18 protein-coding genes are annotated in these 24,674 nt (G+C 71.5%); 13 read left to right on the top strand and 5 right to left on the bottom strand.

All coding sequences use genetic code 11. From position 1 onward, the window contains the following. Nucleotides 1-18: 18 nt before the first annotated feature. On the bottom strand, nt 19-636 hold the full coding sequence (locus ACH4TV_RS27200; RefSeq protein WP_398403026.1) for a hypothetical protein: 618 nt from the start codon (nt 634-636) through the stop codon (nt 19-21). Here ACH4TV_RS27200 and ACH4TV_RS27195 point away from each other — a divergent pair. Both ACH4TV_RS27195 and ACH4TV_RS27190 read left to right on the top strand, forming a co-directional pair. After that, nucleotides 635-3,115, top strand: a complete 2,481-nt coding sequence (locus tag ACH4TV_RS27195; RefSeq protein ID WP_398402985.1) for an SUKH-4 family immunity protein — start codon at nt 635-637, stop codon at nt 3,113-3,115. The two genes, ACH4TV_RS27200 and ACH4TV_RS27195, sit on opposite strands and share 2 nt — an antisense overlap. A gap of 187 nt (nt 3,116-3,302) precedes the next feature. Beyond that, a complete protein-coding gene (locus ACH4TV_RS27190) occupies nt 3,303-4,199 on the top strand; it encodes a cellulose-binding protein (protein ID WP_398402502.1) in 897 nt (298 codons plus the stop codon). 64 nt (nt 4,200-4,263) lie between these two features. Here ACH4TV_RS27190 and ACH4TV_RS27185 read toward each other — a convergent pair whose 3' ends face one another. Continuing rightward, nucleotides 4,264-5,802 carry an MFS transporter gene (locus ACH4TV_RS27185; RefSeq protein ID WP_398402500.1) on the bottom strand — a complete coding sequence of 513 codons (1,539 nt, stop codon included), beginning with the start codon at nt 5,800-5,802 and terminating at the stop codon, nt 4,264-4,266. Between the two features lie 416 nt (nt 5,803-6,218). On the opposite strand from ACH4TV_RS27185, the gene ACH4TV_RS27180 reads away from it, so the two are divergent. The 4 genes from ACH4TV_RS27180 to mfd all read left to right on the top strand — a co-directional run bounded on the left by ACH4TV_RS27180 (nt 6,219) and on the right by mfd (nt 13,850). Beyond that, entirely contained in the window at nt 6,219-7,007 is a 789-nt protein-coding gene (locus ACH4TV_RS27180) for an ABC transporter ATP-binding protein (RefSeq protein ID WP_398402498.1), read from the top strand. Beyond that, nucleotides 7,004-9,574: an ABC transporter permease gene (locus tag ACH4TV_RS27175; RefSeq protein ID WP_398402496.1), complete on the top strand. Its 2,571-nt coding sequence runs from the start codon at nt 7,004-7,006 to the stop codon at nt 9,572-9,574. Before ACH4TV_RS27180 ends, ACH4TV_RS27175 begins: the two co-directional genes overlap by 4 nt. 119 nt (nt 9,575-9,693) lie before the next feature. Then, on the top strand, nt 9,694-10,101 hold the full coding sequence (locus tag ACH4TV_RS27170) for an NUDIX domain-containing protein (RefSeq protein WP_398402494.1): 408 nt from the start codon (nt 9,694-9,696) through the stop codon (nt 10,099-10,101). Nucleotides 10,102-10,319: 218 nt separating this feature from the next. Then, a complete protein-coding gene (mfd, locus tag ACH4TV_RS27165; protein WP_398402492.1) occupies nt 10,320-13,850 on the top strand; it encodes a transcription-repair coupling factor in 3,531 nt (1,176 codons plus the stop codon). 121 nt (nt 13,851-13,971) lie between these two features. Here the strand turns inward: mfd and ACH4TV_RS27160 are convergent, their stop codons facing one another. Continuing rightward, entirely contained in the window at nt 13,972-14,166 is a 195-nt protein-coding gene (locus ACH4TV_RS27160; RefSeq protein ID WP_398402490.1) for an antitoxin, read from the bottom strand. Between the two features lie 175 nt (nt 14,167-14,341). Between ACH4TV_RS27160 and ACH4TV_RS27155 the strand changes: the two genes are divergently transcribed. Further along, nucleotides 14,342-15,085, top strand: a complete 744-nt coding sequence (locus ACH4TV_RS27155; RefSeq protein ID WP_398402983.1) for an HNH endonuclease family protein — start codon at nt 14,342-14,344, stop codon at nt 15,083-15,085. Nucleotides 15,086-15,234: 149 nt separating this feature from the next. Then, complete coding sequence (locus ACH4TV_RS27150) at nt 15,235-15,984, top strand: GNAT family N-acetyltransferase (RefSeq protein WP_398402488.1); 750 nt, start codon at nt 15,235-15,237, stop codon at nt 15,982-15,984. Between the two features lie 28 nt (nt 15,985-16,012). Here ACH4TV_RS27150 and ACH4TV_RS27145 read toward each other — a convergent pair whose 3' ends face one another. Then, entirely contained in the window at nt 16,013-16,831 is an 819-nt protein-coding gene (locus ACH4TV_RS27145) for a hypothetical protein (protein ID WP_398402486.1), read from the bottom strand. 190 nt (nt 16,832-17,021) lie between these two features. Then, nucleotides 17,022-17,720: a hypothetical protein gene (locus tag ACH4TV_RS27140; protein ID WP_398402484.1), complete on the bottom strand. Its 699-nt coding sequence runs from the start codon at nt 17,718-17,720 to the stop codon at nt 17,022-17,024. A 263-nt stretch (nt 17,721-17,983) separates the two neighbouring features. Here ACH4TV_RS27140 and ACH4TV_RS27135 point away from each other — a divergent pair, with 263 nt between their 5' ends. The 5 genes from ACH4TV_RS27135 (at nt 17,984) to ACH4TV_RS27115 (ending at nt 24,665) form a co-directional block, all read left to right on the top strand. After that, complete coding sequence (locus ACH4TV_RS27135) at nt 17,984-20,368, top strand: N-6 DNA methylase (RefSeq protein ID WP_398402482.1); 2,385 nt, start codon at nt 17,984-17,986, stop codon at nt 20,366-20,368. Nucleotides 20,369-20,579: 211 nt separating this feature from the next. Further along, a complete protein-coding gene (locus ACH4TV_RS27130; RefSeq protein WP_398402480.1) occupies nt 20,580-21,236 on the top strand; it encodes a hypothetical protein in 657 nt (218 codons plus the stop codon). Nucleotides 21,237-21,274: 38 nt separating this feature from the next. Beyond that, nucleotides 21,275-22,756: a protein kinase gene (locus tag ACH4TV_RS27125; RefSeq protein WP_398402981.1), complete on the top strand. Its 1,482-nt coding sequence runs from the start codon at nt 21,275-21,277 to the stop codon at nt 22,754-22,756. A 129-nt stretch (nt 22,757-22,885) separates the two neighbouring features. Continuing rightward, nucleotides 22,886-23,548: a SurA N-terminal domain-containing protein gene (locus ACH4TV_RS27120; protein WP_398402478.1), complete on the top strand. Its 663-nt coding sequence runs from the start codon at nt 22,886-22,888 to the stop codon at nt 23,546-23,548. Nucleotides 23,549-23,654: 106 nt separating this feature from the next. Next, nucleotides 23,655-24,665: a nucleoside triphosphate pyrophosphohydrolase gene (locus ACH4TV_RS27115; protein WP_398402476.1), complete on the top strand. Its 1,011-nt coding sequence runs from the start codon at nt 23,655-23,657 to the stop codon at nt 24,663-24,665. Nucleotides 24,666-24,674 lie beyond the last annotated feature (9 nt).

Raw genomic sequence — 24,674 nt, 5'->3', positions numbered from 1 at the left:
CGAGGAGGAGTACGGCCGTCAGGCCGCCGTCGAGGACGCGGTGCCGGCGCCTCCGGCCCGGGTCGACCTCAACCAGACGTCCTTCCTGCTGACTCCGCCGGAGTGGTTGCAGGAGGCGGCGGACAAACTGGGGATCCAGGATCGGCGGGCGGGTTCGGCGTCGGGTTCGACTGCGGGTGCCTCCGGCGGCGGGGCGGCCTCGGCTGCGCCATCGGTTTCCGGGGCCCCTTCGGACGCGGTGCCGGCGGACGCGGTGCCGCCGGGGGCCACGCCCTGGACCGGCACCGACACCACCAGCGTGGACGCGGGCGAGGACCGCTCCGTGCCGCTCCCGGCGACCGTCTTCGCGCCGCCGTTGAGCGACGACGACGCCTTCGACAGGGCTTCGGGGCCGGGGGCTTCGGCTGCGGCGCCTGGTGGGCCGGGCGCTTCGGGGTACGGGTATCCGCAGGGGCCGCCGGTCGGTAGCGCTCCAGGTGGTCCGCAGGGGGCGAGTGGGCCCTCGTACGGGTATCCGCAGGCGCAGGGTGCGCAGGGTGCTCCGGGGGCTTCGGGGTACGGGTTTCCGCAGGGCGCGGGTGCGCCCGGTGCGCCGAATCCGTCGGGGCGGGCGCTCGCGCCCAACGCCGGTGACATCGCCGACGCCGCGACCAGTAAGGCGCCGCCGCCGCGCGGTGCGCGGGGCAGCGGTGCGAGTGCCCCGCCTCCGCCGGGTGCGCCGGGAACTCCGGGCGCGCGTCCGGGAGTTGTGCCGCCGCCGACGGGGCCCGGTGCGCCGGGTGCGCCTGCGGGTGGGTACGTACCGACGCAGTTCGTGTCGGCGCTCGGGTCCGAAGGGTCCGTGGGCCCTGGCGGGCCGGTGCCCGGCACCGCCAACGTGCCTGGCGGCCCGAATCCGCCCGGCCCTCCGGTGCCTCCGGGTGCCCCAGGTGCGCCGGGTGCTCCCAACTCGCCCGGGGGTGCGCCTCCTGGGGGCGTTCACCACGCCGCGACGATGTTCGCCGACCCCGGTCGGCCCGGTACGCCTCAGCCTCCGGGGGCTCCCGGAGTTCCGGGCGCGCCCCAGTCTCCGGGTACGCCGGGGATGCCTGGCCGGCCCGGCGCGTCCGGTGCCCCGGGTGGGCCTGGCGCTCCGAATCCGCCTGGCGCGCCGTTGCCTCCGGGTGCTCCGGGTGCTCCGGGTGCTCCGGGTGCTCCGGGTGCTCCGGGTGCTCCGTTGCCTCCGGGTGTGCCTGGCGTCCCGAACCGGCCCGGTGCTCCCAACTCGCCCGGCGGTGCGCCTCCGGGCGGTGTCCATCAGGCCGCGACGATGTTCGCCGACCCCGGTCAGGGTGGGGGCGTCAACGCGCCCCGTCCTCCGGGTGCCCCCGGCGTGCCCCAGCCTCCGGGTCCCCCCGGCGTGCCGGGCGTGCCGTCCGCTCCCGGGGCTCCCGGCGTTCCTGGAGCCTCCGGTGCCGCGCACGCCGAGACCATGCTGGCCGGTCCCCCGGTCGGCGCCCCCGGCACGCCCCCGCCGCCCCAGGCCCCCGGTGCACCCGGGGCGCCTGGCGCGCGGGGTGTCCCTGGTGCCCCGGCTGCACCGGGCGCTCCCGGCGGTCCGGGCTTCCCTGGCGCACCGGCTGCCCCTGGCGCATCGGGCGCCCCTGGCACGCCCGGCGCTCCGCGCTTCCCCGGGTCTCCGGGTCCCCACGGTGCTCAAGGTGCCCCCGGGTTCCCCGGAGCTCCCGGCGCCCCGGCTGGCCCCGGGTCTGCGGGCGGCCACGGTGCGCAGGGCACCCCCGGGTTCCCTGGCGCCCCCGGTGGGCCAGGTGCCCCGGGTAGCCCCGGATCTGCGGGCCCCCACGGTGCGCAGGGCACCTCCGGGTTCCCTGGTGCTCCCGGCGTGCCAAGTGCCCCCGGCAGCCCCGGTGCCCCCGGCACGCCCCCGACCAGCGGCCCCCAGCCCCCCATGCCCCCCGGCGCGATGCCCCCGCCCCCCGGCGGTCGGCCGGTGCCCGGCATGGCCGCTCCCGGGCAGGCGGCGCCTGTTCAGGGGTTTCCGCCGCCGCCGGCCCCCAACCTCTCCGGGCCGCCCGCTCCCCATCTCTCTGCGCCGTCTCCTGCTTCCCAGCCCCCCTCCTACGGCTACCCCCAGTCCGGTCAGCCCACGGTTGGGCCCGGTTATCAGGCCGTGCTTCGCTATCGGGCGCCCGACGGGTCGGAGCAGCAGCTGATCCGGCGTTCCGCGCCGGGGACGCCGCATCCGGAGTGGCAGATCTTCCACGAGCTGCGGGGGTTGAACGTCCCGCCGGATCAAGTCCTCGAACTCCACACCGAGTTGGAGAGCTGTGAGCTGCCGGGCGCCTACTGCGCGCGCATGATCCGCGAGCAGTGGCCGAACGCCCGGATCACGAACATCGCCCTCTACGGCACCGATCACGCGAGCCGTCAGCAAGGCATAGCCCAACTCCTCGCGCACCAGGGCGAGTTGCACCAGGTCGCGGATGGTCCGGCGCGCCCGGGGCCGGTACGTACGCCGCTTCCGCCCGTGCAGCCCGCGCCGCCGATTCCGCCGGAGGCGGTCGCACAGGAGCTGGCCGGTGCGTTCGGGCCGGCGGTGTTCCGGTTCGACCAGGCGGCGGTGTCGCGGCAGGGGGTGCCGCCGATCGTGGCGCACACCCTCGTCGTCGCCGGGCTGCCGGCCGACATGGGGCCGTTCTTCTGGGCGCAGGCCCAGCCGGGGCGGCCGGTGCCGACGCTCGCCGAGCTGGCGCAGGAGCGCGGGGTGCGGCCGGCGTCGGACGCGGGGTCGTACCTCGTGATGGGCAGCGACTTCGGCAAGGCGATCTGCGTGCAGTACGGCACGGCGAACATCGTCGCCGTGCCCGTGGAGGCGGGGCCGGGCGGGGCGCCCGTACCGCCGCAGTTCGTGAACACGGGGCTGCCCGAGTTCGCGCGCTCTCTGGCGCTGCTCGGCCGTATGTGGCGGCTGCGTTACGGCCTGAACCAGGAGCAGGCGGGCCGTTGGACCGTCGACTTCCAGGCCCAGCTCGCCGCCCTCGACCCGGCGGCGCTCGGCTCCCCGGAGAGCTGGTGGTCCGTGCTGCTGGAGCAGATGTGGGACGGGTTGCTGTGACCCGCTGAGCAACTGAGGAAGGGGGTGGGTGGCCGTACGGCCACCCACCCCCTTCTGCTGTGTCCGGCTGCTGTGTCTGTCGTGCCGGCCGTGACCCCGGCCCGGAGTGTCGCGTTAGGCACATTTCCCCGCAATCCATCAAGATGTGCGCGAAATCATTACTTCGTACGCGGAGAGGGGTTGCAGGATGAGCAGCGCAGCGATGGCGCACGGTTTCGTGGCCGGTTTCGGGGCCGGACGGGGGCGCGGTTACCGGCCCGAACAGGTCGACGCGTACGCCGCCGCACTCTCCGCGGACCGGGACGCCGCCTGGGAGCGGGCCGCGCGGCTGACCGTGCTCGCCAGGCAGATGGAGGCGGAGTCGGAGCGGCTGCGGGACGCTGTCGCACGGCTCGCTCCGCAGACGTACGAGAGTCTCGGTGAACGCGCCGCGCGGCTCTGGGAGTTGGGCACGGAAGAAGCCGACGCCGTGCGGGAGCGGGGGCGCAGCGAGGCGCGGCAACTGGTCGCGGCCGCCGAGGCCCGCGCGGACGCCCTGCGCGAGGAGGCCGGCGCCGCCGCCGAGACCGTACGTGGCGAGGCCGAGGAACGGGCCCGGCACCGGCTGCTCGCCGCCCGCGCCGAGGCCGACGAGATCCGGATCGGCGCCCGCAGGGAGGTCAAGGAAGGGCGGGGGGAGGCGCTGGCCGCGCTGCGTGAGATGCGGTTGCGTACCTCCGGGCTGCTCGCCGAGCAGGAGAAGGAGTACGCCGAGCGGTGGGCCGAGGGCGAGCGGACGGCCGCTGAGCGTGAAACCGCCCTGGAAGCACGGCAGATGGAGCGGATGGCGGCTGCCGAGGCCGCGCTGTCCGAGGCGACGCGGGCCTTCGCGGACGCCGAGGGTTCGGTACGGCGGATCGACGACGACGCGCGGGTGCACGCCGCCGAACTCCTCGCCGAGGCCCACGCCCAGGAGGAGCGCATCGCCCGCGAGACGGAGCGTGTGCTGCGGGAGCACGGGGAGCAGTGGGACGACGTACAGGCCCACATGGACCACGTACGCAACAGCCTGACCACCCTGACGGGGCGGGCGGCGGCAGAATGATCGGCGGCTGACAACTCGCCCTTCAGGAACCTGACTTCGGGAACCCGACTTCAGGAACCCGGCTTCAGGAACCTTCCTTGAGGACCGGGAAGCGGCGAGGGGCCAGTACCAGCAGCGCCACGAACGCCAGTGCCGCCGCCCCCGCCGCGCCGAAGTACACCGCGTGCACCGCGTCCGCGATCGCCCGCCGGGTCGCCTCCGGCGCGGCGCCCGCCCTCAACGCCCGGGTGACGGAGTCCAGATCGCCCGCGCCGCCCAGCCGGGACGCCAGTACGCCGTTGGCCACCGCGCCGAACAGGGCCGCGCCGATCGTCTGCCCGGTCTGACGGCAGAAGAGCACCGATGCCGTCGCCGTACCGCGTTCCGACCAGCCGACCGTCGACTGGACCCCGACGATCAGGGGGAGTTGGAACAGTCCCAGGGCGCCGCCCAGCAGCAGCATCAGGAGCGTGGGCTGCCAGGCGGAGCCGGGGTAAGGGAGGAAGGGGAACGCCAGCAGGATCAGGGTCGCCGTGCCGATGCCGAGCAACGCCGTGTTGCGGAAGCCGATCCTGCGGTACACGTGCTGGCTCAGCGCCGCCGACACCGGCCAGCTCAACGTCCATACGGACAGCACGAATCCGGCCGCTATGGGGGCCAGGCCCAGCACGGACTGGGCGTACGTCGGCAGGAACACCGTCGGGGCCACCATCAGCAACCCCAGTGCGCCCAGGGCCAGGTTGACCGCCGCGATCGTCGGGCGCCGCCACACCCAGCCGGGGATGATCGGTTCCGCCGCCCGGCGTTCGATCACGACCACGAGCAACACCAGCGCAAGTCCCGTACCGAAGAGGGCAGTTGACTGCGAGGACAGCCAGGGCCAGGCCACTCCGCCCTGGACGAGGGCCGTCAGCAGTACGCCGCCGCACGCGAACACCGCCAGTGCGCCCGCCCAGTCGATGCGCGGGCGGGGGGCGGAGGGGTCGCTGTCGCGCTGCGGTTCGTGGAGGTGGCGGGCCAGGAGCCACATCGCCACCGCGCCGACGGGGAGGTTGACGAGGAAGATCCAGCGCCAGTCGGCGTAGGCCGCCAGAACCCCGCCCACCGCCGGGCCCGCCACCGCCGACACGGCCCATACGGTGGACAACCTCGCCTGGATTCTGGGGCGTTGTTCCAGTGGGTACAGGTCGGCGGCGAGTGTTTGGACCGTCCCCTGGAGGGCACCGCCGCCCAGGCCCTGGATGATCCGGAACGCGATCAGCGCGCCCATGTTCCAGGCCAGCGCGCAGAGGAGGGAACCGAGGAGGAACAGGGCCGCGCCCGCTATCAGGACCGGTTTGCGGCCGAAGGTGTCGGAGAGCTTGCCGTACACGGGGAGGGAGACCGTGACGGCGAGCAGGTAGCCCGAGAACAGCCAGGAGAAGACGGAGAAGCCGCCGAGGTCGCCGACGATCTGCGGTACGGCGGTCGAGACGATGGTGGAGTCGAGCGCGGCCAGCGCCATCGCGAGCATCAGGGCCGCGACGACGGCCCCTCGCTTCTCGGTTCCGGTGCGCCGCCCGGTGTCGGGTATCGCGGGTCTCGTACGGCGGCTGCTGCCCACCGGATTCCTTTCCCCCTGCATCTATCTGCCGCCGACCACTCTGCCACTTGACCCTCACGCGGCGGGAGGGTGGAGCCTGACTGGACCTGAGGGTGGAGACAACCCCGAGACGCGATCCACCGTCGGGTGGACTGCCCCTAGGGGTACCTCCGTACTACGGCTCGGGGAGGGTTCGTACCGGCGGAGGACGAGACGGGATGCCGGCCGTCCTTAACCTGGCTTTATGCCGCTGGGGGCGGCGTTCCCGACCTCCGGGGGTGGGGTTTTCCCCCGCAGAAGACTGCGCTGGGCGTCAGAGACCCGGACCCCCTCCGGACAGCAGACTCATACACGCACCGCAGAGCACCACGGTGCTACGCGGAGCATCGCACCGCAGAGCTACGCACCGCGCAGAGCATCAGTGCGTGCTCACCACTGACCGACTTAGGAGACATACCGTGACATCGGCTGTGACCATCACCAGGCACGGGGGCACTGGAGGGCGTACGGCCGTTGCCGCACGGGCGCGGCAGGTCGTGAAGGCGTACGGGTCCGGTGAGACCCGCGTCGTCGCCCTTGACCACGTGGACGTGGACATCGCGCGGGGGCAGTTCACCGCGATCATGGGTCCCTCGGGGTCCGGCAAGTCCACCCTCATGCACTGCCTCGCCGGCCTCGACACCGTCACGTCGGGGCAGATTCATCTCGACGAGACCGAGATCACCGGGCTCAAGGACAAGAAGCTGACGCAACTGCGCCGGGACCGGATCGGGTTCATCTTCCAGGCGTTCAACCTGCTGCCGACGCTCAGCGCGATAGAGAACATCACGCTGCCCATGGACATCGCCGGCCGCAAGCCGGACAAGGGGTGGCTGGCCCAGGTCGTGGAGACGGTCGGACTGAAGGACCGGCTCAAGCACCGGCCCAACCAGCTCTCCGGCGGACAGCAGCAACGCGTCGCCGTGGCACGGGCGTTGGCCGCGCGGCCCGAGATCATCTTCGGCGACGAGCCGACCGGGAACCTCGACTCCCGTGCGGGCGCAGAGGTGTTGGGCTTCCTGCGCCGGTCGGTGGACGAGCTGGGCCAGACCATCGTGATGGTCACGCACGACCCGGTGGCCGCCTCGTACGCGGACCGTGTGCTGTATCTGGCCGACGGCCGGATCGTCGACGAGATGTTCAAGCCGACCGCCGACACCGTCCTGGACCGCATGAAGGACTTCGACGCGCGGGGGCGTACGTCATGACTGTCCTCAAGACCTCGATGCGCAACTTCTTCGCGCACAAGGGCCGGATGGCCCTCTCCGCGGTCGCCGTGCTGCTGTCGGTGGCGTTCGTGTGCGGCACGCTCGTCTTCACCGACACCATGAACACGACGTTCGACAAGCTCTTCGCGGTCACGTCGTCGGACGTCACGGTCTCCCCGAAGGCGGCCGAGAGCGACGACACCCCGCAGAACGGGGTGCCCGAGTCGCTGCCGGCCTCTGTACTGGCGAAGGCCGAGCAGGCCCAGGGTGTCAAGTCGGCCGAGGGCGCGGTCAGTTCGATGAACGTGACCGTCGTCAACAGCGACAACGAGAACATGGGGTCCACCACCGGGGCGCCGACCATCGCGGGCAACTGGACGCGCAACGACCTGCGTTCGATGGAGATCACCAGCGGTCACGCACCCCGCGGGCCCACCGAGGTGATGGTCGACGCCGACACCGCCGACAAGCACCACCTCAAGATGGGCGACGAGCTTCGTACGATCGCGCAGACCGGTGACATCACGGCCCGCATCGTCGGCATCGCCACCTTCAAGGTGACCAACCCCGGTGCCGCCATCGTCTACTTCGACACCGCCACCGCACAGCGTGAACTCCTGGGCGCCACCGGCCGGTTCAGCCAGCTCAACGTCACGGCGGCGAGCGGAGTCACCGACACCCAGCTCAAGCAGAACGTCAGCCAGGCACTCACCACGTCCGGCGCGTTCAAGGTGCAGACGCAGAAGGAGACCTCCGAAGAGAACCGTGAAGGCGTCGGCGAGTTCATGAACGTCATCAAGTACGCCATGCTCGGCTTCGCCGGGATCGCGTTCCTGGTCGGCATCTTCCTGATCATCAACACCTTCTCGATGCTGGTCGCCCAGCGGACCCGCGAGATCGGCCTGATGCGGGCGATCGGCTCCTCCCGCAAGCAGATCAACCGGTCCGTGCTGGTGGAGGCGCTGCTGCTCGGCTTCGTCGGGTCCATCCTCGGTGTCGGCGCGGGGGTCGGCATCGCGATCGGCCTGATGAAACTGATGTCGATGGCCGGCATGAACCTCTCCACCGACGACCTCACGATCAAGGCGACCACCCCGGTGATCGGCCTGGTCCTCGGCGTCGTCGTCACCGTCCTCGCCGCCTACCTCCCCGCCCGCCGCGCGGGCAAGGTCTCCCCGATGGCCGCACTCCGCGACGCCGGCACCCCGGCCGACGGCAGGGCGGGCCGCGTACGGGGTCTCATCGGCCTGGTCCTCACGGGGGCCGGCGCCTACGCCCTCTACCTGGCCGCCACCGCCGACAAGGCGAGCGACGGTTCCCTGGTCCTCGGCGCGGGCGTCGTGCTCACCCTCCTCGGGTTCGTGATCATCGGCCCGCTGCTCGCGGGCGGTGTCGTACGGGTGCTCAGCGCCGTACTGCTGCGGGGCTTCGGCCCTGTCGGCCGGCTCGCCGAGCGCAACGCGCTGCGCAACCCGCGCCGGACCGGCGCCACGGGCGCCGCCCTGATGATCGGCCTGGCCCTGGTCGCCTGCCTGTCGGTGGTCGGCTCGTCGATGGTCGCCTCGGCGACGAGCGAGCTGGACAAGTCGGTCGGCGCGGACTTCATCGTCGAGGGCAACCAGCGGATCGTGCCGCAGGCGGAGGCGGCGATGCAGAGCTCGCCCGGCCTGACCCACGTCACCCGCTACAAGGAGGTCCAGGTCACCCTGACCGCGCCCGACGGCAAAGCGGAGACCACCGAACTGACGGCCGCCGACCCGACGTACGCCTCCGACCTGCGCCGCACCACCACCTCGGGCACGCTGTCCGCCGCGTACGGCAAGGACGCCATGTCACTGGGCTCCGACTACGCGACGCAGCACCGGGTGAAGGTCGGCGACACGATGACCGTCGCCTTCAAGGGCGGCTCGACGGCGAAGCTCAGGGTCGCCGCGATCACGGACGACGACGTGGCGATCGACCAGGGCGCGCAGTACATGTCCATCACGACGATGGAGAAGTACCTGCCGGCCGCCAAGGTCCCGCCGAACAGCCTGATGTTCGCCTCGGCGAAGAAGGGCGAGGAGAAGGCGGCGTACGCGGCGCTGAAGAAGGCCCTCGACCCCTACCCGCAGTACCAGGTCCGCGACCAGACCGACTACAAGCAGGAACTCAAGGACCAGATCGGCCAGCTCCTGAACATGGTCTACGGTCTGCTCGCCCTCGCGATCGTCGTAGCGGTCCTGGGCGTCGTCAACACCCTCGCCCTGTCAGTGGTGGAGCGCACGCGGGAGATCGGCCTGATGCGGGCGATCGGTCTGTCGCGGCGCCAACTGCGCCGGATGATCCGCATGGAGTCGGTGGTGATCGCCCTCTTCGGCGCACTGCTGGGGCTCGGCCTGGGAATGGGCTGGGGCGCGACGGCTCAGCGGCTGCTGGCCCTGGAGGGGCTGAACGTCCTGGAGATCCCGTGGATGACGATCGGCGGGGTGTTCGTCGGGTCGGCCTTCGTGGGGCTGTTCGCGGCACTGGTGCCGGCGTTCAGGGCGGGCCGGATGAACGTGCTGAACGCGATCGCCACGGAGTAGATACCACAGCCGGGGGACACGGGGGAACGGGGGAGAGCCCGGCGTCGGGGAGTCTGCGGACTCCGCGACGCCGGGCTTCGTGCTGACGCGGACGATGCCCTCCGATACGGTCCCGAGCCATGACACATGGCAGCGGTGTGCCGGAGAAGGTGGCGTGGATCCTGGTCCGGGACGACCGGGTGCTGGTGACGCGTAGTCACGGCAGAGATCGCTTCTACTTCCCGGGCGGGCATCGCGAGCCGGGCGAGTCCGACGAGGAGACCCTGGTGCGGGAGATCGACGAGGAACTGCAGGCGGTGATCGACCCCGGCTCCATGGTGCACTTCGGCACGTTCGAGATCGGCGAGGGCCATCCGGATCACGGTCCCTTCCGGATGATCTGCTACACCGCCGATCATCGCGGCGAGCTGACCCCGTCGAGGGAGATCGCAGAGAAGGCGTGGTTCCACTACGCCGATCGGGACCGGGTCTCGGCCGTCGACGAGATGGCCTTCGACGCGCTTCACGAGGCAGGGCGGCTTTCCTGATCCGGGCGGGTGGTGAACGCGCCTTGTTCTCGGTCACCGGATGGGCGGGAAAGAACGGTGAGAGGCCCGATCCGTTCAGGGGCGGATGCGCCGGACGTTGTCCACAGGCGCCGCGCCCGCCGACGTGGCGTCGTACCCTGGACACCCCCCGGCCCGTCAGACGTGTCGGGCGGTTCCCGTTGCCCCATCCCTGACGAACCCCTCACGAAAGCCCCCTCATGAGCTTGCACGGTCTGCTCGACGTCGTCGTCAAGGACGCCGCACTCGCGGAAGCGATCAAGGCCGCCGGTGACGGCAACCGTATGCACGTCGACCTGGTCGGACCACCCGCCGCACGCCCCTTCGCCGTGGCCGCGCTGGCCAGGGAAGCCGGGCGCCCGGTGCTCGCCGTGACCGCGACCGGGCGTGAGGCCGAGGACCTCGCCGCCGCCCTCAGGACGCTGCTGCCGGCCGACGGCGTCGTCGAGTACCCGGCCTGGGAGACCCTCCCGCACGAGCGCCTCTCGCCGCGCAGCGACACCGTCGGCCGCCGCCTCGCCGTTCTGCGCCGGCTCACGCACCCCCGCTCCGACGACCCGGAGACCGGCCCGGTCTCGGTTGTCGTCGCCCCCGTACGTTCCGTACTCCAGCCGCAGGTCAAGGGGCTGGGCGAGCTGGAGCCGGTCGCGCTGCGCACCGGGCACAGCGCCGACCTGGGCACCGTCGTCGAGGCGCTGGCCGCCGCCGCGTACTCCAGGGTCGAGCTGGTCGAGAAGCGGGGCGAGTTCGCCGTACGCGGCGGAATCCTCGACGTCTTCCCGCCCACCGAGGAGCACCCCCTCCGGGTGGAGTTCTGGGGCGACGACATCGAGGAGATCCGCTACTTCAAGGTCGCCGACCAGCGCTCCCTCGAAGTCGCCGCGCACGGACTGTGGGCGCCGCCCTGCCGCGAGTTGCTGCTCACGGAGGAGGTACGCGCCCGGGCCGCCGCGCTCGCCGAGGCCCACCCGGAGCTGGGGGAACTGCTCGGCAAGATCGCCGAGGGGATCGCGGTGGAGGGCATGGAGTCCCTCGCTCCCGTGCTCGTCGACGACATGGAACTGCTGCTCGACGTCCTGCCCAAGGGTTCCATGGCCGTCGTGTGCGACCCGGAGCGGGTGCGGACGCGGGCCGCCGACCTGGTGGCGACCAGCCATGAGTTCCTCCAGGCCTCCTGGGCGGCCACCGCGGGCGGTGGCGAGGCTCCCATCGATGTCGGCGCGGCCTCGCTGTGGCCCATCGCCGACGTACGGGACCGGGCGCGCGAGCTGGACATGATGTGGTGGTCGGTGTCGCCCTTCGCCGCCGACGAAGAGCTGGACGCGGACACACTCAAGCTCGGCATGCACGCCCCCGAGACCTACCGCGGCGACACCGCGAAGGCCCTCGCCGACACCAAGGGCTGGCTCGCGGACGGCTGGCGCACGGTGTTCGTCACGGAGGCGCACGGCCCGGCGGCCCGCACGGTCGAGGTGCTCGGCGGCGAGGGCATCGCGGCCCGTCTCGACGCGGACCTGACCTCCCTGACGCCCTCCGTCGTCCATGTGGCGTGCGGATCGATCGACTTCGGGTTCGTCGATACGAAGCTCAAGCTCGCGGTGCTGACGGAGACCGACCTCACCGGGCAGAAGGCCGCCGGCAAGGACGGCGCCCGGATGCCCGCCCGGCGCCGCAAGACCATCGACCCGCTCACCCTCGAAACCGGCGACTACATCGTGCACGAACAGCACGGTGTGGGCCGGTACATCGAGATGGTCCAGCGGACCGTGCAGACCGCGACCCGCGAGTACCTGGTCGTGGAGTACGCGCCGGCCAAGCGCGGCCAGCCCGGCGACCGCCTCTACATCCCGACCGACCAGCTGGAGCAGATCACCAAGTACGTCGGCGGCGAGGCCCCCACCCTCCACCGCCTCGGCGGCGCCGACTGGACGAAGACCAAGGCCCGCGCCAAGAAGGCCGTCAAGGAGATCGCCGCCGACCTGATCAAGCTGTACAGCGCGCGCATGGCGGCCCCCGGGCACGCGTTCGCGCCGGACACGCCCTGGCAGCGCGAGCTGGAGGACGCGTTCCCGTACACCGAGACGCCCGACCAGCTGACCACGATCGCCGAGGTCAAGGACGACATGGAGAAGACGGTCCCGATGGACCGCCTGATCTGCGGTGACGTCGGCTACGGCAAGACGGAGATCGCCGTCCGCGCCGCCTTCAAGGCCGTCCAGGACGGCAAGCAGGTGGCCGTCCTCGTCCCGACCACTCTCCTCGTCCAGCAGCACTTCGGGACCTTCGGCGAGCGCTACTCCCAATTCCCGGTCAAAGTGCGGGCGTTGAGCCGCTTCCAGTCGGACACCGAGTCGAAGGCCACCCTGGAAGGCCTGCGCGAGGGCTCGGTCGACGTCGTCATCGGCACGCACCGGCTGTTCTCCGCCGAGACCAAGTTCAAGGACCTCGGGCTCGTCATCGTCGACGAGGAACAGCGGTTCGGCGTCGAGCACAAGGAACAGTTGAAGAAGCTGCGCGCCAACGTCGACGTGCTCACCATGTCCGCGACCCCCATCCCCCGTACGCTCGAAATGGCCGTCACCGGCATCCGCGAGATGTCGACGATCACCACCCCGCCGGAGGAACGCCACCCGGTGCTGACCTTCGTCGGACCGTACGAGGAGAAGCAGATCGGCGCGGCCATCCGCCGTGAACTCCTGCGCGAGGGCCAGGTCTTCTACATCCACAACCGCGTCGAGTCCATCGACCGGGCGGCGGCCCGTCTGAGGGAGATCGTCCCCGAGGCACGGATCGCGACCGCCCACGGCCAGATGTCCGAACAGGCCCTGGAACAGGTCGTCGTGGACTTCTGGGAGAAGCGGTACGACGTCCTCGTGTCGACGACGATCGTCGAGTCCGGCATCGACATCTCCAACGCCAACACGCTCATCGTGGAGCGGGGAGACAACTTCGGTCTCTCCCAACTCCACCAGCTGCGGGGGCGGGTGGGGCGTGGCCGGGAGCGCGGTTACGCGTACTTCCTCTACCCGCCGGAGAAGCCCCTCACCGAGACCGCGCACGAACGGCTCGCGACGATCGCCCAGCACACGGAGATGGGTGCGGGCATGTACGTCGCGATGAAGGACCTGGAGATCCGCGGCGCCGGAAACCTCCTCGGCGGCGAACAGTCCGGGCACATCGCGGGCGTCGGCTTCGACCTGTACGTACGCATGGTCGGCGAGGCGGTCGCGGACTACCGGGCCTCGATGGACGGCACGGTGGAGGAGGAGCCGCCGCTGGAGGTCAAGATCGAGCTCCCGGTCGACGCCCACGTTCCGCACGACTACGCCCCCGGCGAGCGGCTGCGCCTGGCGGCCTACCGCTCCATCGCCGCCGCGAACACCGAGGCCGACGTCAAGGCCGTACGTGAGGAACTCGTCGACCGCTACGGCAAGTTGCCCGAGCCGGTCGAGAACCTGCTGCTCGTGGCGGGGCTGCGGATGCTCGCCCGGGCCTGCGGTGTCGGCGACATCGTGCTCCAGGGCACCAACATCCGCTTCGCACCGGTGGAGTTGAGGGAGTCGCAGGAGCTGCGCCTCAAGCGCCTCTACCCCGGGACGGTCATCAAGCCGGCCGCGCACCAGATCCTCGTACCGCGCCCCAAGACGGCGAGGGTCGGCGGACAGCCGTTGGTCGGACGGGAGTTGCTGGGCTGGACCGGGGAGTTCCTGGCTTCGATCCTCGGGTCGTGAGCGCCCCGGAGGTAATAAGTGCTCCATAGGTAACAAGTGCTTAAGAAGAAGCCGTCCGCGGGAGGTTGGCATCCGCGGACGGCTTCTGTTTTCCTGCCTCAGTCTTCGGGGACCTCCGGGACTACGGCTGTTCGGGCCTGTCGCGATCGCGATCCCGATCCATGCCGAACGCACCCTCGGCTCTCTGCTGCGCGTCGTCGACCTGGCTCGTGTACTTGTTGCCCGTCTTCTCGTTGATCTTCTTTTCCGCAGTGTCGGAGGCGTTCTGTCCCGCCTTGCCGCGCATCTGCTCCTTGATCTTGTCGAGGATGCCCATCCAGAGCTCCTTCCGGAGGTGAGTCAGCACCGACGATACGCCGGGTATGCGCAATATGCCCCCTGAGCGCCGGTGGGCGCCCCTATGGCCGGGAGAGCCCGGCCGTTAGCCTGTCGACCAGCGGAAATCCGCGGTCGGGAACGTGAACGGGGCGGCAGGGGAGGGGTGCAGCGTGATGTGTCCGAGGGGTGGGGGAGTCACCGCCGTCGTGCTCGCGGTGGTGGCCGGTGTCGCCGGGTGCAGCGGCGAGACCCTGGGGTCCGCCGGACCCGAGGAGAGCGCGAGCGGTGCGGCCGGGGGTGGAGGTGGCGGCGGGGGTGCGGCGCTCGTTGCCGTCGACTCGCTGACCGTGAAGGGGCGGGCGCCCAAGACGGGGTACGACCGGGACCGGTTCGGTAGCGCGTGGGCCGACACGGACTCCAACAAATGCGATACGCGCGACGACATCCTCATACGGGACCTGGTCGACGTGAAGTTCCGCAGCGGCAAGTGCAAGGTGGCCTCCGGGGCGCTGGACCCGGACCCCTACACCGGCAAGGACGTGACGTTCACGCGGGGCCGCAGCAACGTGGACATAGACCATGTCGTCGCGCTGTCGGACGCCTGGCAGAAGGGCGCCAAGTACTGGGACGCCAGCAAACGCATAGCCCTGGCCAACGACCCGCTCAACCTCCGCGCCGTCGACGCGAGCACCAACCGCAGCAAGGGCGACGGCGACACGGCGTCCTGGCTGCCGCCGAACAAGTCGTACCGCTGCACGTATGTCGCCAACCAGGTCGCCGTGAAGAAGAAGTACGAACTGTGGGTCACGGAGGCGGAGAAGGCCGCGATGAAGAAGGTGCTGTCGGGCTGTGCCGGGCAGGAAGTGCCGACGGGAGGCAACCCCACGAAGGCGCCGGAACGTTTCCACGCGAGCTGAAATTGTCGGCGGTGTGTGGTGTACCGGGGTGGGGCTGGGCGTCGCTGGGGGCTGCCGCCCCCAGGCCCCCGCTTCGGCCCTGAACGGGCCTTGTCCTCAACTCCCCCAGAGGGGGGACCCCCAACGGGCTGGAAGGTACCGTGACGCCCATGGAGCTGAAGGTCTCGTCCCTCGCCGAACGCCCCGAAATGCATCGCCCGGTCGTCGAAATGCCCGACACCTGGCCGGAGTTGATGCAGCACGACTTCACGGGCAACGCCCACTACGACCGCATCGCCACCGAACTCCCGGAGCACGTCCTGTTCGCCGAGGACGAGCGGGGCGAGGTCGTCGCCCACGCCTACAGCGTGCCCTTCGCGCTCACCGCGCCGGGGCGGGGCGGGGGCGAACTGCCCGCCCGTGGCTGGGACCAGGTGCTGGTGTGGGCGTTCCAGGACCTGCGCGCCGGCACCCGTCCGGACACGGTGAGCGCGATCTCGATCGTCGTCTCCCCGCATGCGCAGGGCACGGGACTGTCCGGACGCATGCTCGCGGCGATGCGGGACAACGCCGCCGCCCACGGCTTCCGAGAGGTCGTCGCCCCGGTCCGGCCCAGCGCCAAGCACCTGGAACCGAGGACCCCGATCGCCGAGTACGCGTACCGGGTGCGCGAGGACGGACTCCCGTACGACCCGTGGCTGCGCGTCCACGCCCGGGCCGGCGCCACGATCGTCGCCGTGGCGCCGGCGTCGATGACCGTCGCGGCCTCCCTGGAGGAGTGGCGCACCTGGACGGGGCTGCCCTTCGACAGTGAGGGCGACGTCGACGTGCCCGGGGCGCTGGCACCGGTGCGGTGCGAGCCGGAGCGCGGGTACGCGGTCTACGTGGAGCCCAACGTGTGGATGCGGCACCGTCTCTAGCAGGTCGGGGACCGCTAACCGCTGACCACTATCCGCCCATCGCGTCCAGGTCGAGGACCTCACCGGCGGGCTTCTGGGCAGCGACCGGCTGGTCGTAGTCGCTGAAGGCGATGGTCCCCGGGTCCTTCGTGGACGTGCTGACGATCCGCAGGATGTAGGGCTTGCCCGCGTCGGCGACATACATCGTGTACGAGTCCTTGCCGTCCTTCTCCGTGACGGCGACGGCCGACTTACCGCCGACGGTCGTCGAACCGCCCCGCGTCACACCGGCTCCGGTCCCGGCCCCGGAACCGGAGTCCTCGAAGTCGGCGAGCACGGTGTCGAGATCGCAGAAGCCCGCGATGTCCTTGGCGTCGGCGCCGGTCGCGGCCATCTTGGTCCACTTCCCGGCCAGCATGGCCACGACCCCGTCGGTCTCCTCCTTCGACGAGCCCTCGCTCTGCGCCCGCAGGAACTTCTCGTCATACCGCATGTACAGCGTGCCGCCGGTCTTCACGAGATCGGCCTTGCCCTGACCGTTCATGCCCATCGTCCCGGCGCACTCGCCCCGCTTGTCCAGCGCCATGTCGATCCGGATGGTGCCGCCGCTCTCGTCGTCCGGCACATCGCCCGTCATACGGAGCGACGACGCACCCGAGGTCGCGGCCAGCGCCCGCTCGGCGATCTCGCCGCCGGTCAGCCCGTCGAACGGCCCCTTGGACACCTTGGCGGCGGGCTTCCCGGAGGCCTGCCCGGAGTTCTGTCCGGACGGTGAGCCGTCCGCCTTGTCCTCCCCGGGCAGACACCCGGCGACTCCGGCGACGGTGACAGCGGTGAGACAGAGGGCGGCGAGTGTGGTTCGGCGCATGGCGGTTCCTTCGACGTTTCCTGATGAGGGACGAGATGAGGGACGAGATGACGGACGAGTGGAGAGGTGCCGTGTGGGAGTACGGCGGAGAAGGACGGGCGGCGGTGACGCGGTCCCCGGCGCTGCGCCACCGCCACCCGGCTGGAGGGACGAGGAGAGGGAGAGGGAAGGGAGGGAGGGGAACGGGACGTCAGCCCGTCTTCACCCAGTCCTTGCAGCCGGTCGTCTTGAAGTAGCCGTCGGACGCGCTGATCGTGGCGACAGCGGTGCCGTTGACGTTGTTGTTCGCGACGATCGAGTCGACCGAGTGCGAGGCGTCCTTGGCCCGCTCCCAGTAGCACAGGTCATCGGTGTTGCCCGCCGACCTGTACGTCCCCGGGGCGATGTCGGCGCCCACTCTGAACATGCCGCCGTTGCCGGCCATCTTCGCCGCGGGCGTGCCCTTCGCCTTCAGGTCGACGGCCTCCCAGTCCTTGCAGCCACTGGACTTGAAGAGCTTGTCGGTCGCCAGGAGCGTCACGTAGCTGGTGCCGCTGACGTTGTCGTTGGCGAGCAGCGAGTCGATCTCGCCGGAGGCGTCCTTGGCCCGCTCCCAGTAGCACATGCCGTCCGTGTTGCCGCTGGTCCGATAGGTGCCGGGCTTGATGTCACCGCCGACCTGGAAGTCACCGTCCCCCTCGATGGCGACCACCTTGTCGGCGACCTCCGCACTGCCCGTGCCGGCCGCGCCCGACTGGCCCCCCGGCTTCTGTCCCGCCGACGCCGACGACCCCTTGCCGCTGCTGGACCCCCCGGACCCGCCGTCCCCCGCCCCCGAGTTCGCCGACACCACCCCGATGACGACGACCCCTACGACGGCGCCCAGCGCGACCTTGCCCTTCATACCCATGACGGTCCCCTCCCCGTGACGGCGACCGCCTCCTTCCGGCGGTCGCTCGTTCGCTGGGTCAATAAGAACAGAGCCTGTGAACCGAGTCAACACGATTTACGCGATGCGCTATGTACACGGCCGTGAATGGGTAGATCTTGCGTACGCCGCTATGCTCGGCGTCACACGTGGAACGAGGGCTGTACGACCAGGCTGTGTACGGGGTGACCAGAGCCGTGCGCGGGAAGGCCGGGGGCGTGCACGGGACGAGGGGAGCGCGGCGAGTGCAGGACAACGCCACGGAAGTGACCGCCGCCGGCATCGCACGGCTCGCAGGTGTCGGCCGCGCCGCCGTCAGCAACTGGCGCCGCCGTCACGCCGACTTCCCCAAGCCCGTCGGCGGCACCGAGACCAGCCCCGCCTTCGCCCTTGCCGAGGTCGAGTCCTGGCTCCGCCACCAGGGGAAACTCGCCGAAGTACCCCTCCGGGAACGCGTCTGGCAGCAACTCGTCGGCCACCCCGACGGCCCCGCCACCGCCCTCGTTCACGCGGGCTGCGTCCTGCTGCTCATCCACGACCGCCCGACCGTCTGGCTGGAGCTCGGCGCGGTCTCCGACGAACGCCTCGCCGCCCGCCTCCCCGGCGCGCTGGAGCAGGTGATCGTTCCGCGCTTCGGCGTGGCCGGGAAGCGCGGCGTTCACACCCCGCCCACCGGACGGGGAGTTCACACTCCGGGTGCCGTGCCGGGGGTTCACAGTCCGACTGGCGTTGGGGGAGTTCACACTCCGCCGGGTGCGCGTGACGGGGCAGGTGTGAATGGCCCGCTCGCTGTGAACGGTCCCGGTAGTGTGAACAGCCCGGGCGCCGCGCACACCTCACCGGCCCCATCCGACCCGTCGGGTGTGAACACCCCGGGGCCTGTGAACACCCCACCCGGCGTACACACCCCGCCCGCCGCACACACCGGCGCCGCCGCCTCCGCCGTACACGCACCCACCAGCCCCCCCGCCGTACGCACCCCCACCGGCCCCGAACTTCTCCCCTCCGTCCCCCTCCTCCGTGGCGCTGCCGAGCTCGCGGCCGAGCTGGGGGCGCGGCAGGCCTACGAGTTCCTGGTCGGGCGGCATCTCGACGCCAATCCGCGGCAGTACACGCTCACCCCGGCCGAACTCGCCCGGCTCATGGGAGACCTCGCCGGTCCGGGGCGTACCGTGCTCGATCCGGCCTGCGGTACCGGCGCTCTGCTGCGCGCCGTTCCGGCGCCGGGGGCGCGGGAGGCCGAACGGGACGACGCCGAGCGGGAGTTGTACGGCCAGGACAGCGCCCCGGAGCTGGCCGCGCTCACCGCGCTCCGGCTCGCGTTGACGGGCCGGGACGTGGTCGTCCGTACAGCCGTCGGGGACACGCTCCGGGGCGACGCGTATCCCGGGCTCAGGGCCGACGTCGTCCTCTGTCATCCGCCGTTCAACGAGCGCAACTGGGGGCACGACGAACTCGCGTACGACGCCCGCTGGGAGTACGGGTTCCCGGCCCGGAACGAGTCCGAGCTGGCCTGGGTGCAGCACGCGCTCGCGCGACTCAGGGACGGCGGCACCGCGGTACTGCTGATGCCGCCGGCCGCCGCCTCCCGGCGATCGGGGCGCCGTATCCGCGCCGATCTGCTGCGGCGCGGGGCGCTGCGCGCGGTGATCGCGCTTCCGGTCGGCGCGGCACCCCCGTACAACATCCCCCTGCACCTGTGGGTGCTGCGGCGGCCCGGTAAGGCGCCCGCGCAGCCCGAGGTGCTGCTCGCCGACACCGGGAGCGCCGCCGAGCACACGGGGCGCGGCGGGCTCGACTGGGAGGCCGTGCGCGCCGCCGTTCTCGGTGCCTGGCGGCCCTTCGAGCGGGCCGGTACCGCGGCCGAGCAGCCGGGGCTGGCACGTTCCGTGCCGGTCATCGAACTCCTCGACGACGACGTCGACCTCGCCCCGGCCCGCCATCTCCCGCCCGCCACCGAGGGCGACGGCGAGCACCTGAGCGCCGTACGGGAGCGGCTCGGCGAGACCCTGCGGCTGACCGCCGACCTCACCCCGCCCGCCCCCGCCGGACCGACCGAGGACCAGCCCGGGCGCTGGCCGCTCATCACCATCGGCGACCTCGCGCGCGGGGGCGCCCTGGTGCTGCGTACGGGCGGAAACGGCGGCCACGCGCGCGTGGCCGTGCTCACCGACCACGACGTCCTCGCCGGAACCGCTCCCTCCGGAACGCTGCCCGAGAGCGGCGAGGAGGCCGTGACCGTGGAGGCGGGGGACGTCGTCGTCCCGGTGCTCGGCGGCGGGTCCGTCGCGCGCGTGGTCGACGACGTGACCGCGGGGGCCGTTCTCGGCCGCAGCCTCGTCCTCCTGCGCCCCGATCCGGCAGCCCTCGACCCGTGGTTCCTCGCCGGGTTCCTGCGCGGCAGCGCCAACAACCGCCAGGCCAGCAGCTATGCGTCCACCGCGACCCGGCTCGACGTGCGCCGCCTGCAACTGCCCCGGCTGCCGCTGGACGAACAGCGGCGCTACGGCGCGCGGTTCAGGGCCCTCGCCGAGTTCGAGCAGGCCCTGCGGCACGCCGGCCGCCTCGGCGAACAGCTTGTGCGAGGCATGTACGACGGCCTGACGGACGGGACCGTCGCGCCCGACTGACGAGCTGATGACGTTCTGGCCGATGACGTGCTGATGACGTTCTGAAGGTTCGCGAGCCGCGATCAGCGACAACGCTCACCACAACCCTCACCACAACCCTCACGAGGACGCTTACGGCAACGGTTCGGTACAACCCGGACCCGTTGTCGGTGTCGGCCTATACGCTCTCGTACGTCCGTCACCGTCGGCACCACCCCGTCCAGGAGCAGTCATGTACGGCCCCGGCGCGCCGCCGCCCATTCGCCGCGAGAGCACCGTCATCACCCTGCGCGTGCTGTTCGCCGCGGCCGGCTTGCTCACGTGCGGTTTCCTCGCCTGCGTGCCGCTGTTCCGGGTCGCCATGGTGCGCGGCCGGTGGTTCAACTGGGCGGCGGCCTGGGTGAGTCTGCCGCTGGCCATCGTGTGCTTCGCGGTGGTCGGCACGGTGGAGGAGAGCGACGCGAAAGGCGACATCGCGCTCGCCATCGTGATGATCCTGGGTGCCCTGGGCAGCGTGTACTTCCTGGTCATGGACATCCGGTCGGTGGACAGCCAGCGGCAGCAGTACGCCGGTTACGCGCCCGCACAGGCCCCGGCCGTACCCTCCGGGTACGGCTACCCGGCCCCGCCGCCGTACGCGCACACCCAGACCGGGATGCGACCCCCGGCACCCCACACGCCGATACCCCAGCCCCAGGCTCCGGCACCGCAGCCGCCCGTCCCCCACGGCCCCGTACCGCCGCCCCCGCCGCAGCGCCCCGCGCCCGCCCGCATCGACCAGGTGCGCGCCGAACTCGACGAGCTCAGCGACTACTTGCGCAAGCACGAAAGCAACGGCAACGGCAACGGCGATCACCACGGCCACGGCAACCACGAGGGCGGACGGTGAGCGTGGCGGCGGGACGTGTCATCGCCGACCGCTACGAACTGTCCACGCTCATCGGACAGGGCGGCATGGGCCAGGTGTGGACGGCGTACGACCAGCGGCTCGACCGGCGGGTCGCGGTCAAGCTGCTGCGCCCGGACAAGGTCGCCGGCCAGGAGGCCGACGAGCTGCGCCGACGCTTCGTGCGCGAGTGCCGGGTGACCGCGCAGGTCGACCACCCCGGCCTGGTCACGGTCCACGACGCGGGCAGCGAGGGCGAGGAACTGTTCCTCGTCATGCAGTACGTCGACGGCGCCGACCTCTCCGACCACCTCGCCGAACACGACCCCTACCCCTGGCAGTGGGCGGTCGCGGTGGCCGCGCAACTGTGCGCCGTACTGAGCGCCGTGCACGCCGTGCCGATCGTCCACCGCGACCTCAAGCCGCGCAACGTGATGGTGAAGCAGGACGGCACGGTCACCGTCCTCGACCTGGGCGTCGCCTCGGTCATGGACACCGACACCACCCGCCTCACGCACACCGGTTCGCCCATCGGCTCGCCCGCCTACATGGCCCCCGAGCAGGCGATGGGCGGCGCGGTCGGCCCGTACACGGACCTCTACGCACTCGGCGTACTCCTCCACGAACTCCTCAGCGGAGACGTGCCGTTCTCCGGCTCGACCGCCCTCGGGGTCCTCCACCGACACCTGTACGAGCCGCCGCTGCCCGTGCGCCGCCTGCGACCCGAGGTGCCCGAGGCGCTGGAGGCGCTGGTCCTGCGGCTGCTCGCCAAGGACCCGCAGCACCGGCCCGCCTCCGCGCAGGAGGTGTACGAGCACCTGGCACTCCTCCTCCCGGAGCGCGGCATGCCCACCGGAGCACCCCTCGACCCCGCGCGCCCCTTCCTGCGCCCGCACGCCCCGTGGCCGGACCGCGCCCGCACCCCCGCACCGCAGCCGACGGCCGCCCCGCCGGCCGAGAGACGCGACGTCGCCGGAGCCGTCGACGAGGTCAAACGCCTCCTCGGCGAGGGCCGGATCACCCAGGCCGTCGACATCCTCGGCGCGATCCTGCCCGCCGCCGCCGACCAGCACGGCGAGCACTCCCCGGTCGTCCGCACCCTGCGCAAGCAGTACGCGGCCACCCTCATGGACGACGGCCAGTACCGGCGCGCCCTGCCCGAACTGCGCCGCCTCGCCGACGAACGCGCCGCCGAGGCCGGCCAGGCCGACCCCCAGTCGCTGCGCTTCCGCTACGAGGCCGCCCAGTGCCTCGAACAGCTGGGCGAACCCGCGGCGGCCCTGTCCGAGTACCGCGCACTGCTGCCGTACTACGAGAACCAGTACGTCGCCGGCGACCCCGAACTCTCCCTCGACGTCCGCCGCCGCATCGGCCACCTCCTCCTCGCCCTCGGCGACCGCGCCGCCGCCCACGAAACCCTCGTACGCCTCCTGCACGACGTGGACCGTCTGCGCGGCCCCGGACACCCGCTGGCAGCGGAGATCCGACGCACGCTGGAGTGGCTGGGGCAGATGCACGGGTAGGTTTCCCGGCGGTGCCCGAAGTCCTGGTGAATCGTTGGTCGAATGGCTTGGCCAGAGCCGTGCCACTGCCTAACATCGATCACCGCAAGACTTTGTGCACTGCCGCACAATCTCCTCGGGAGGCCCTCCTTGCACCGCCGCCGTCGCACCGCGCTCTTCCTGTCCGCCGCGATCGTCGCCGCGGCGCCCCTCCTCACCGCCTGCGGAAACGAAGCGCATCCCGGTGCCGCAGCCGTCGTCGGCGGCAACCGGATCACGGTCTCGCAGCTGGAGAGCAGGGTGAACGAGGTACGCGCGGCGCAGCGGGCGGCCACGTCCGACCAGGCCCAGTACGCGCAGACCGTCGCCAGAACCGGCAGCCTCACCCGGGACACGCTGCACACCATGGTCCTCGACCGCGTCCTGAATCAGGCCGCGAAGGACGCGGGCGTGACCGTGACCCGCAAGGACGTCCAGGATCTGCGCACTGCCCTGGAACAGCAGGCAGGCAGCGCGAAGGCGCTGGAGGATGCCTGGCTCCAGCAGTACGGTGTCGCTCCGTCCCGACTTGAGGACAACCTGCACACCGAGATCGTGGCCCAGAAGCTGGCCGCCGCACTCGGCGCCGACATGAACTCGGAAGAGGGTAAGGCCACCTTCTGGAAGGCGATGTCCGAGGCCTCCAAGACCCTCGACGTCGACCTCAACCCGCGCTACGGCACCTGGGACGTCCAGAAGAGCAGCCGCGTCGACGCACAGACGCCGTGGGTACGGGAGATCACGGCGGCGGAAGCCGCACCGGCGACGACGTAACGGTTGTCCGTACGGGCGTACGGGCGTACGGACGCCGGTGTGGCCGTGGCCGCCGGGCCTGTGGACAACTGACGGGGCTGTCGGTGGCGTGGGCTACGTTCGGAGGGTGAACGCAACCAGCGGCTTCGAGACCGCTCCGGAGACGGAGACCGACCCAGGTCGTGTCGTCCTGCTCACCACCAGCCACCGTGTCGCCCCCGGCCTGCTGTCCTGGCCCGCCTGGCAGACGCTGCACGCGGCCGACCGGGTGCTGTGCGCGGACGGTACGCATCCGCAGCTGCCGTACCTGCGGGAGGCCGGCATAGCGGTCGAGGAGACCTCCCCGACCGCCGAAGAGCTGATCGACGCCTGCGCCGGCGGCCGGACGGTCGTGGTCGTGGCGACGGCCGAGGGCGAACCGACCCTGACGGACGGCCTGGCCCGCCTCGCGGGCTCGGGCCGCGTACAGATGCCGGAACTGGAACTCCTCCCCGCCTCCTACGACCTCCCCGGCGCCCGCCTCCTCGATCTCGTCCAGGTCATGGACCGCATCCGCCTCGAATGCCCCTGGTCGTCCCGCCAGACCCACAAGGGCCTGGCGAAGTACGGCATCGAGGAGGCCTACGAACTCGTCGAGGCGATCGAGGAGGGCGACCGGGACGAGCTGCGCGAGGAACTGGGAGACGTCCTGCTCCAGGTCGTCTTCCACGCGCGCATCGCCGAGGAGGGCAGCGAGGAGGACGGTACGGCCCCCTTCTCCATCGACGACGTGGCCGCCGGCATCGTCACGAAGCTGATCCACCGACACCCCCACGTCTTCGGCGACGAGACCGCGTCCACACCGGAGGACGTCAAGGAACACTGGCTGCGCACCAAGGCGCAGGAGAAGCGCCGCACCTCGGTGACAGAGGGCATCCCCCTCGGCCAGCCCGGCCTGGCCCTCGCGGCAAAACTGGCATCCCGCGTCCACGCGGCGGGGTTCGACGTTCCGCTGCCGCAGGGTGAGGGGGTCGGCTACGAGCTGCTGGAGATGGCGGTACGGGCGGAGCGCGAGGGCGTCGATCCGGAGGCGGCGTTGCGGGTTGCCGCGCGGGCTTATCGGGATGCGGTGCGGGCTGCTGAGGGCCTCCCCGCTTAGTACCGTTGC

It is taken from the genome of Streptomyces sp. NPDC020898, from assembly GCF_044333925.1.
Lineage (GTDB): Bacteria > Actinomycetota > Actinomycetes > Streptomycetales > Streptomycetaceae > Streptomyces.
The sequence above is the reverse complement of the archived record's forward strand: the minus strand, read 5'-3'. Positions and strand labels throughout refer to the sequence as shown.

Coding starts and splice junctions, on each gene's coding strand:
- ACH4TV_RS27170 (WP_398402494.1), top strand. CDS start 9,694: ATGACACATGGCAGCGGTGTGCCGGAGAAGGTGGCGTGGATCCTGGTC.
- ACH4TV_RS27155 (WP_398402983.1), top strand. CDS start 14,342: ATGTGTCCGAGGGGTGGGGGAGTCACCGCCGTCGTGCTCGCGGTGGTG.
- ACH4TV_RS27130 (WP_398402480.1), top strand. CDS start 20,580: ATGTACGGCCCCGGCGCGCCGCCGCCCATTCGCCGCGAGAGCACCGTC.
- ACH4TV_RS27200 (WP_398403026.1), bottom strand. CDS start 636: ATGTCACCGGCGTTGGGCGCGAGCGCCCGCCCCGACGGATTCGGCGCA.
- ACH4TV_RS27140 (WP_398402484.1), bottom strand. CDS start 17,720: ATGGGTATGAAGGGCAAGGTCGCGCTGGGCGCCGTCGTAGGGGTCGTC.
- mfd (WP_398402492.1), top strand. CDS start 10,320: ATGAGCTTGCACGGTCTGCTCGACGTCGTCGTCAAGGACGCCGCACTC.
- ACH4TV_RS27160 (WP_398402490.1), bottom strand. CDS start 14,166: ATGGGCATCCTCGACAAGATCAAGGAGCAGATGCGCGGCAAGGCGGGA.
- ACH4TV_RS27185 (WP_398402500.1), bottom strand. CDS start 5,802: ATGCAGGGGGAAAGGAATCCGGTGGGCAGCAGCCGCCGTACGAGACCC.
- ACH4TV_RS27150 (WP_398402488.1), top strand. CDS start 15,235: ATGGAGCTGAAGGTCTCGTCCCTCGCCGAACGCCCCGAAATGCATCGC.
- ACH4TV_RS27175 (WP_398402496.1), top strand. CDS start 7,004: ATGACTGTCCTCAAGACCTCGATGCGCAACTTCTTCGCGCACAAGGGC.
- ACH4TV_RS27145 (WP_398402486.1), bottom strand. CDS start 16,831: ATGCGCCGAACCACACTCGCCGCCCTCTGTCTCACCGCTGTCACCGTC.
- ACH4TV_RS27190 (WP_398402502.1), top strand. CDS start 3,303: ATGAGCAGCGCAGCGATGGCGCACGGTTTCGTGGCCGGTTTCGGGGCC.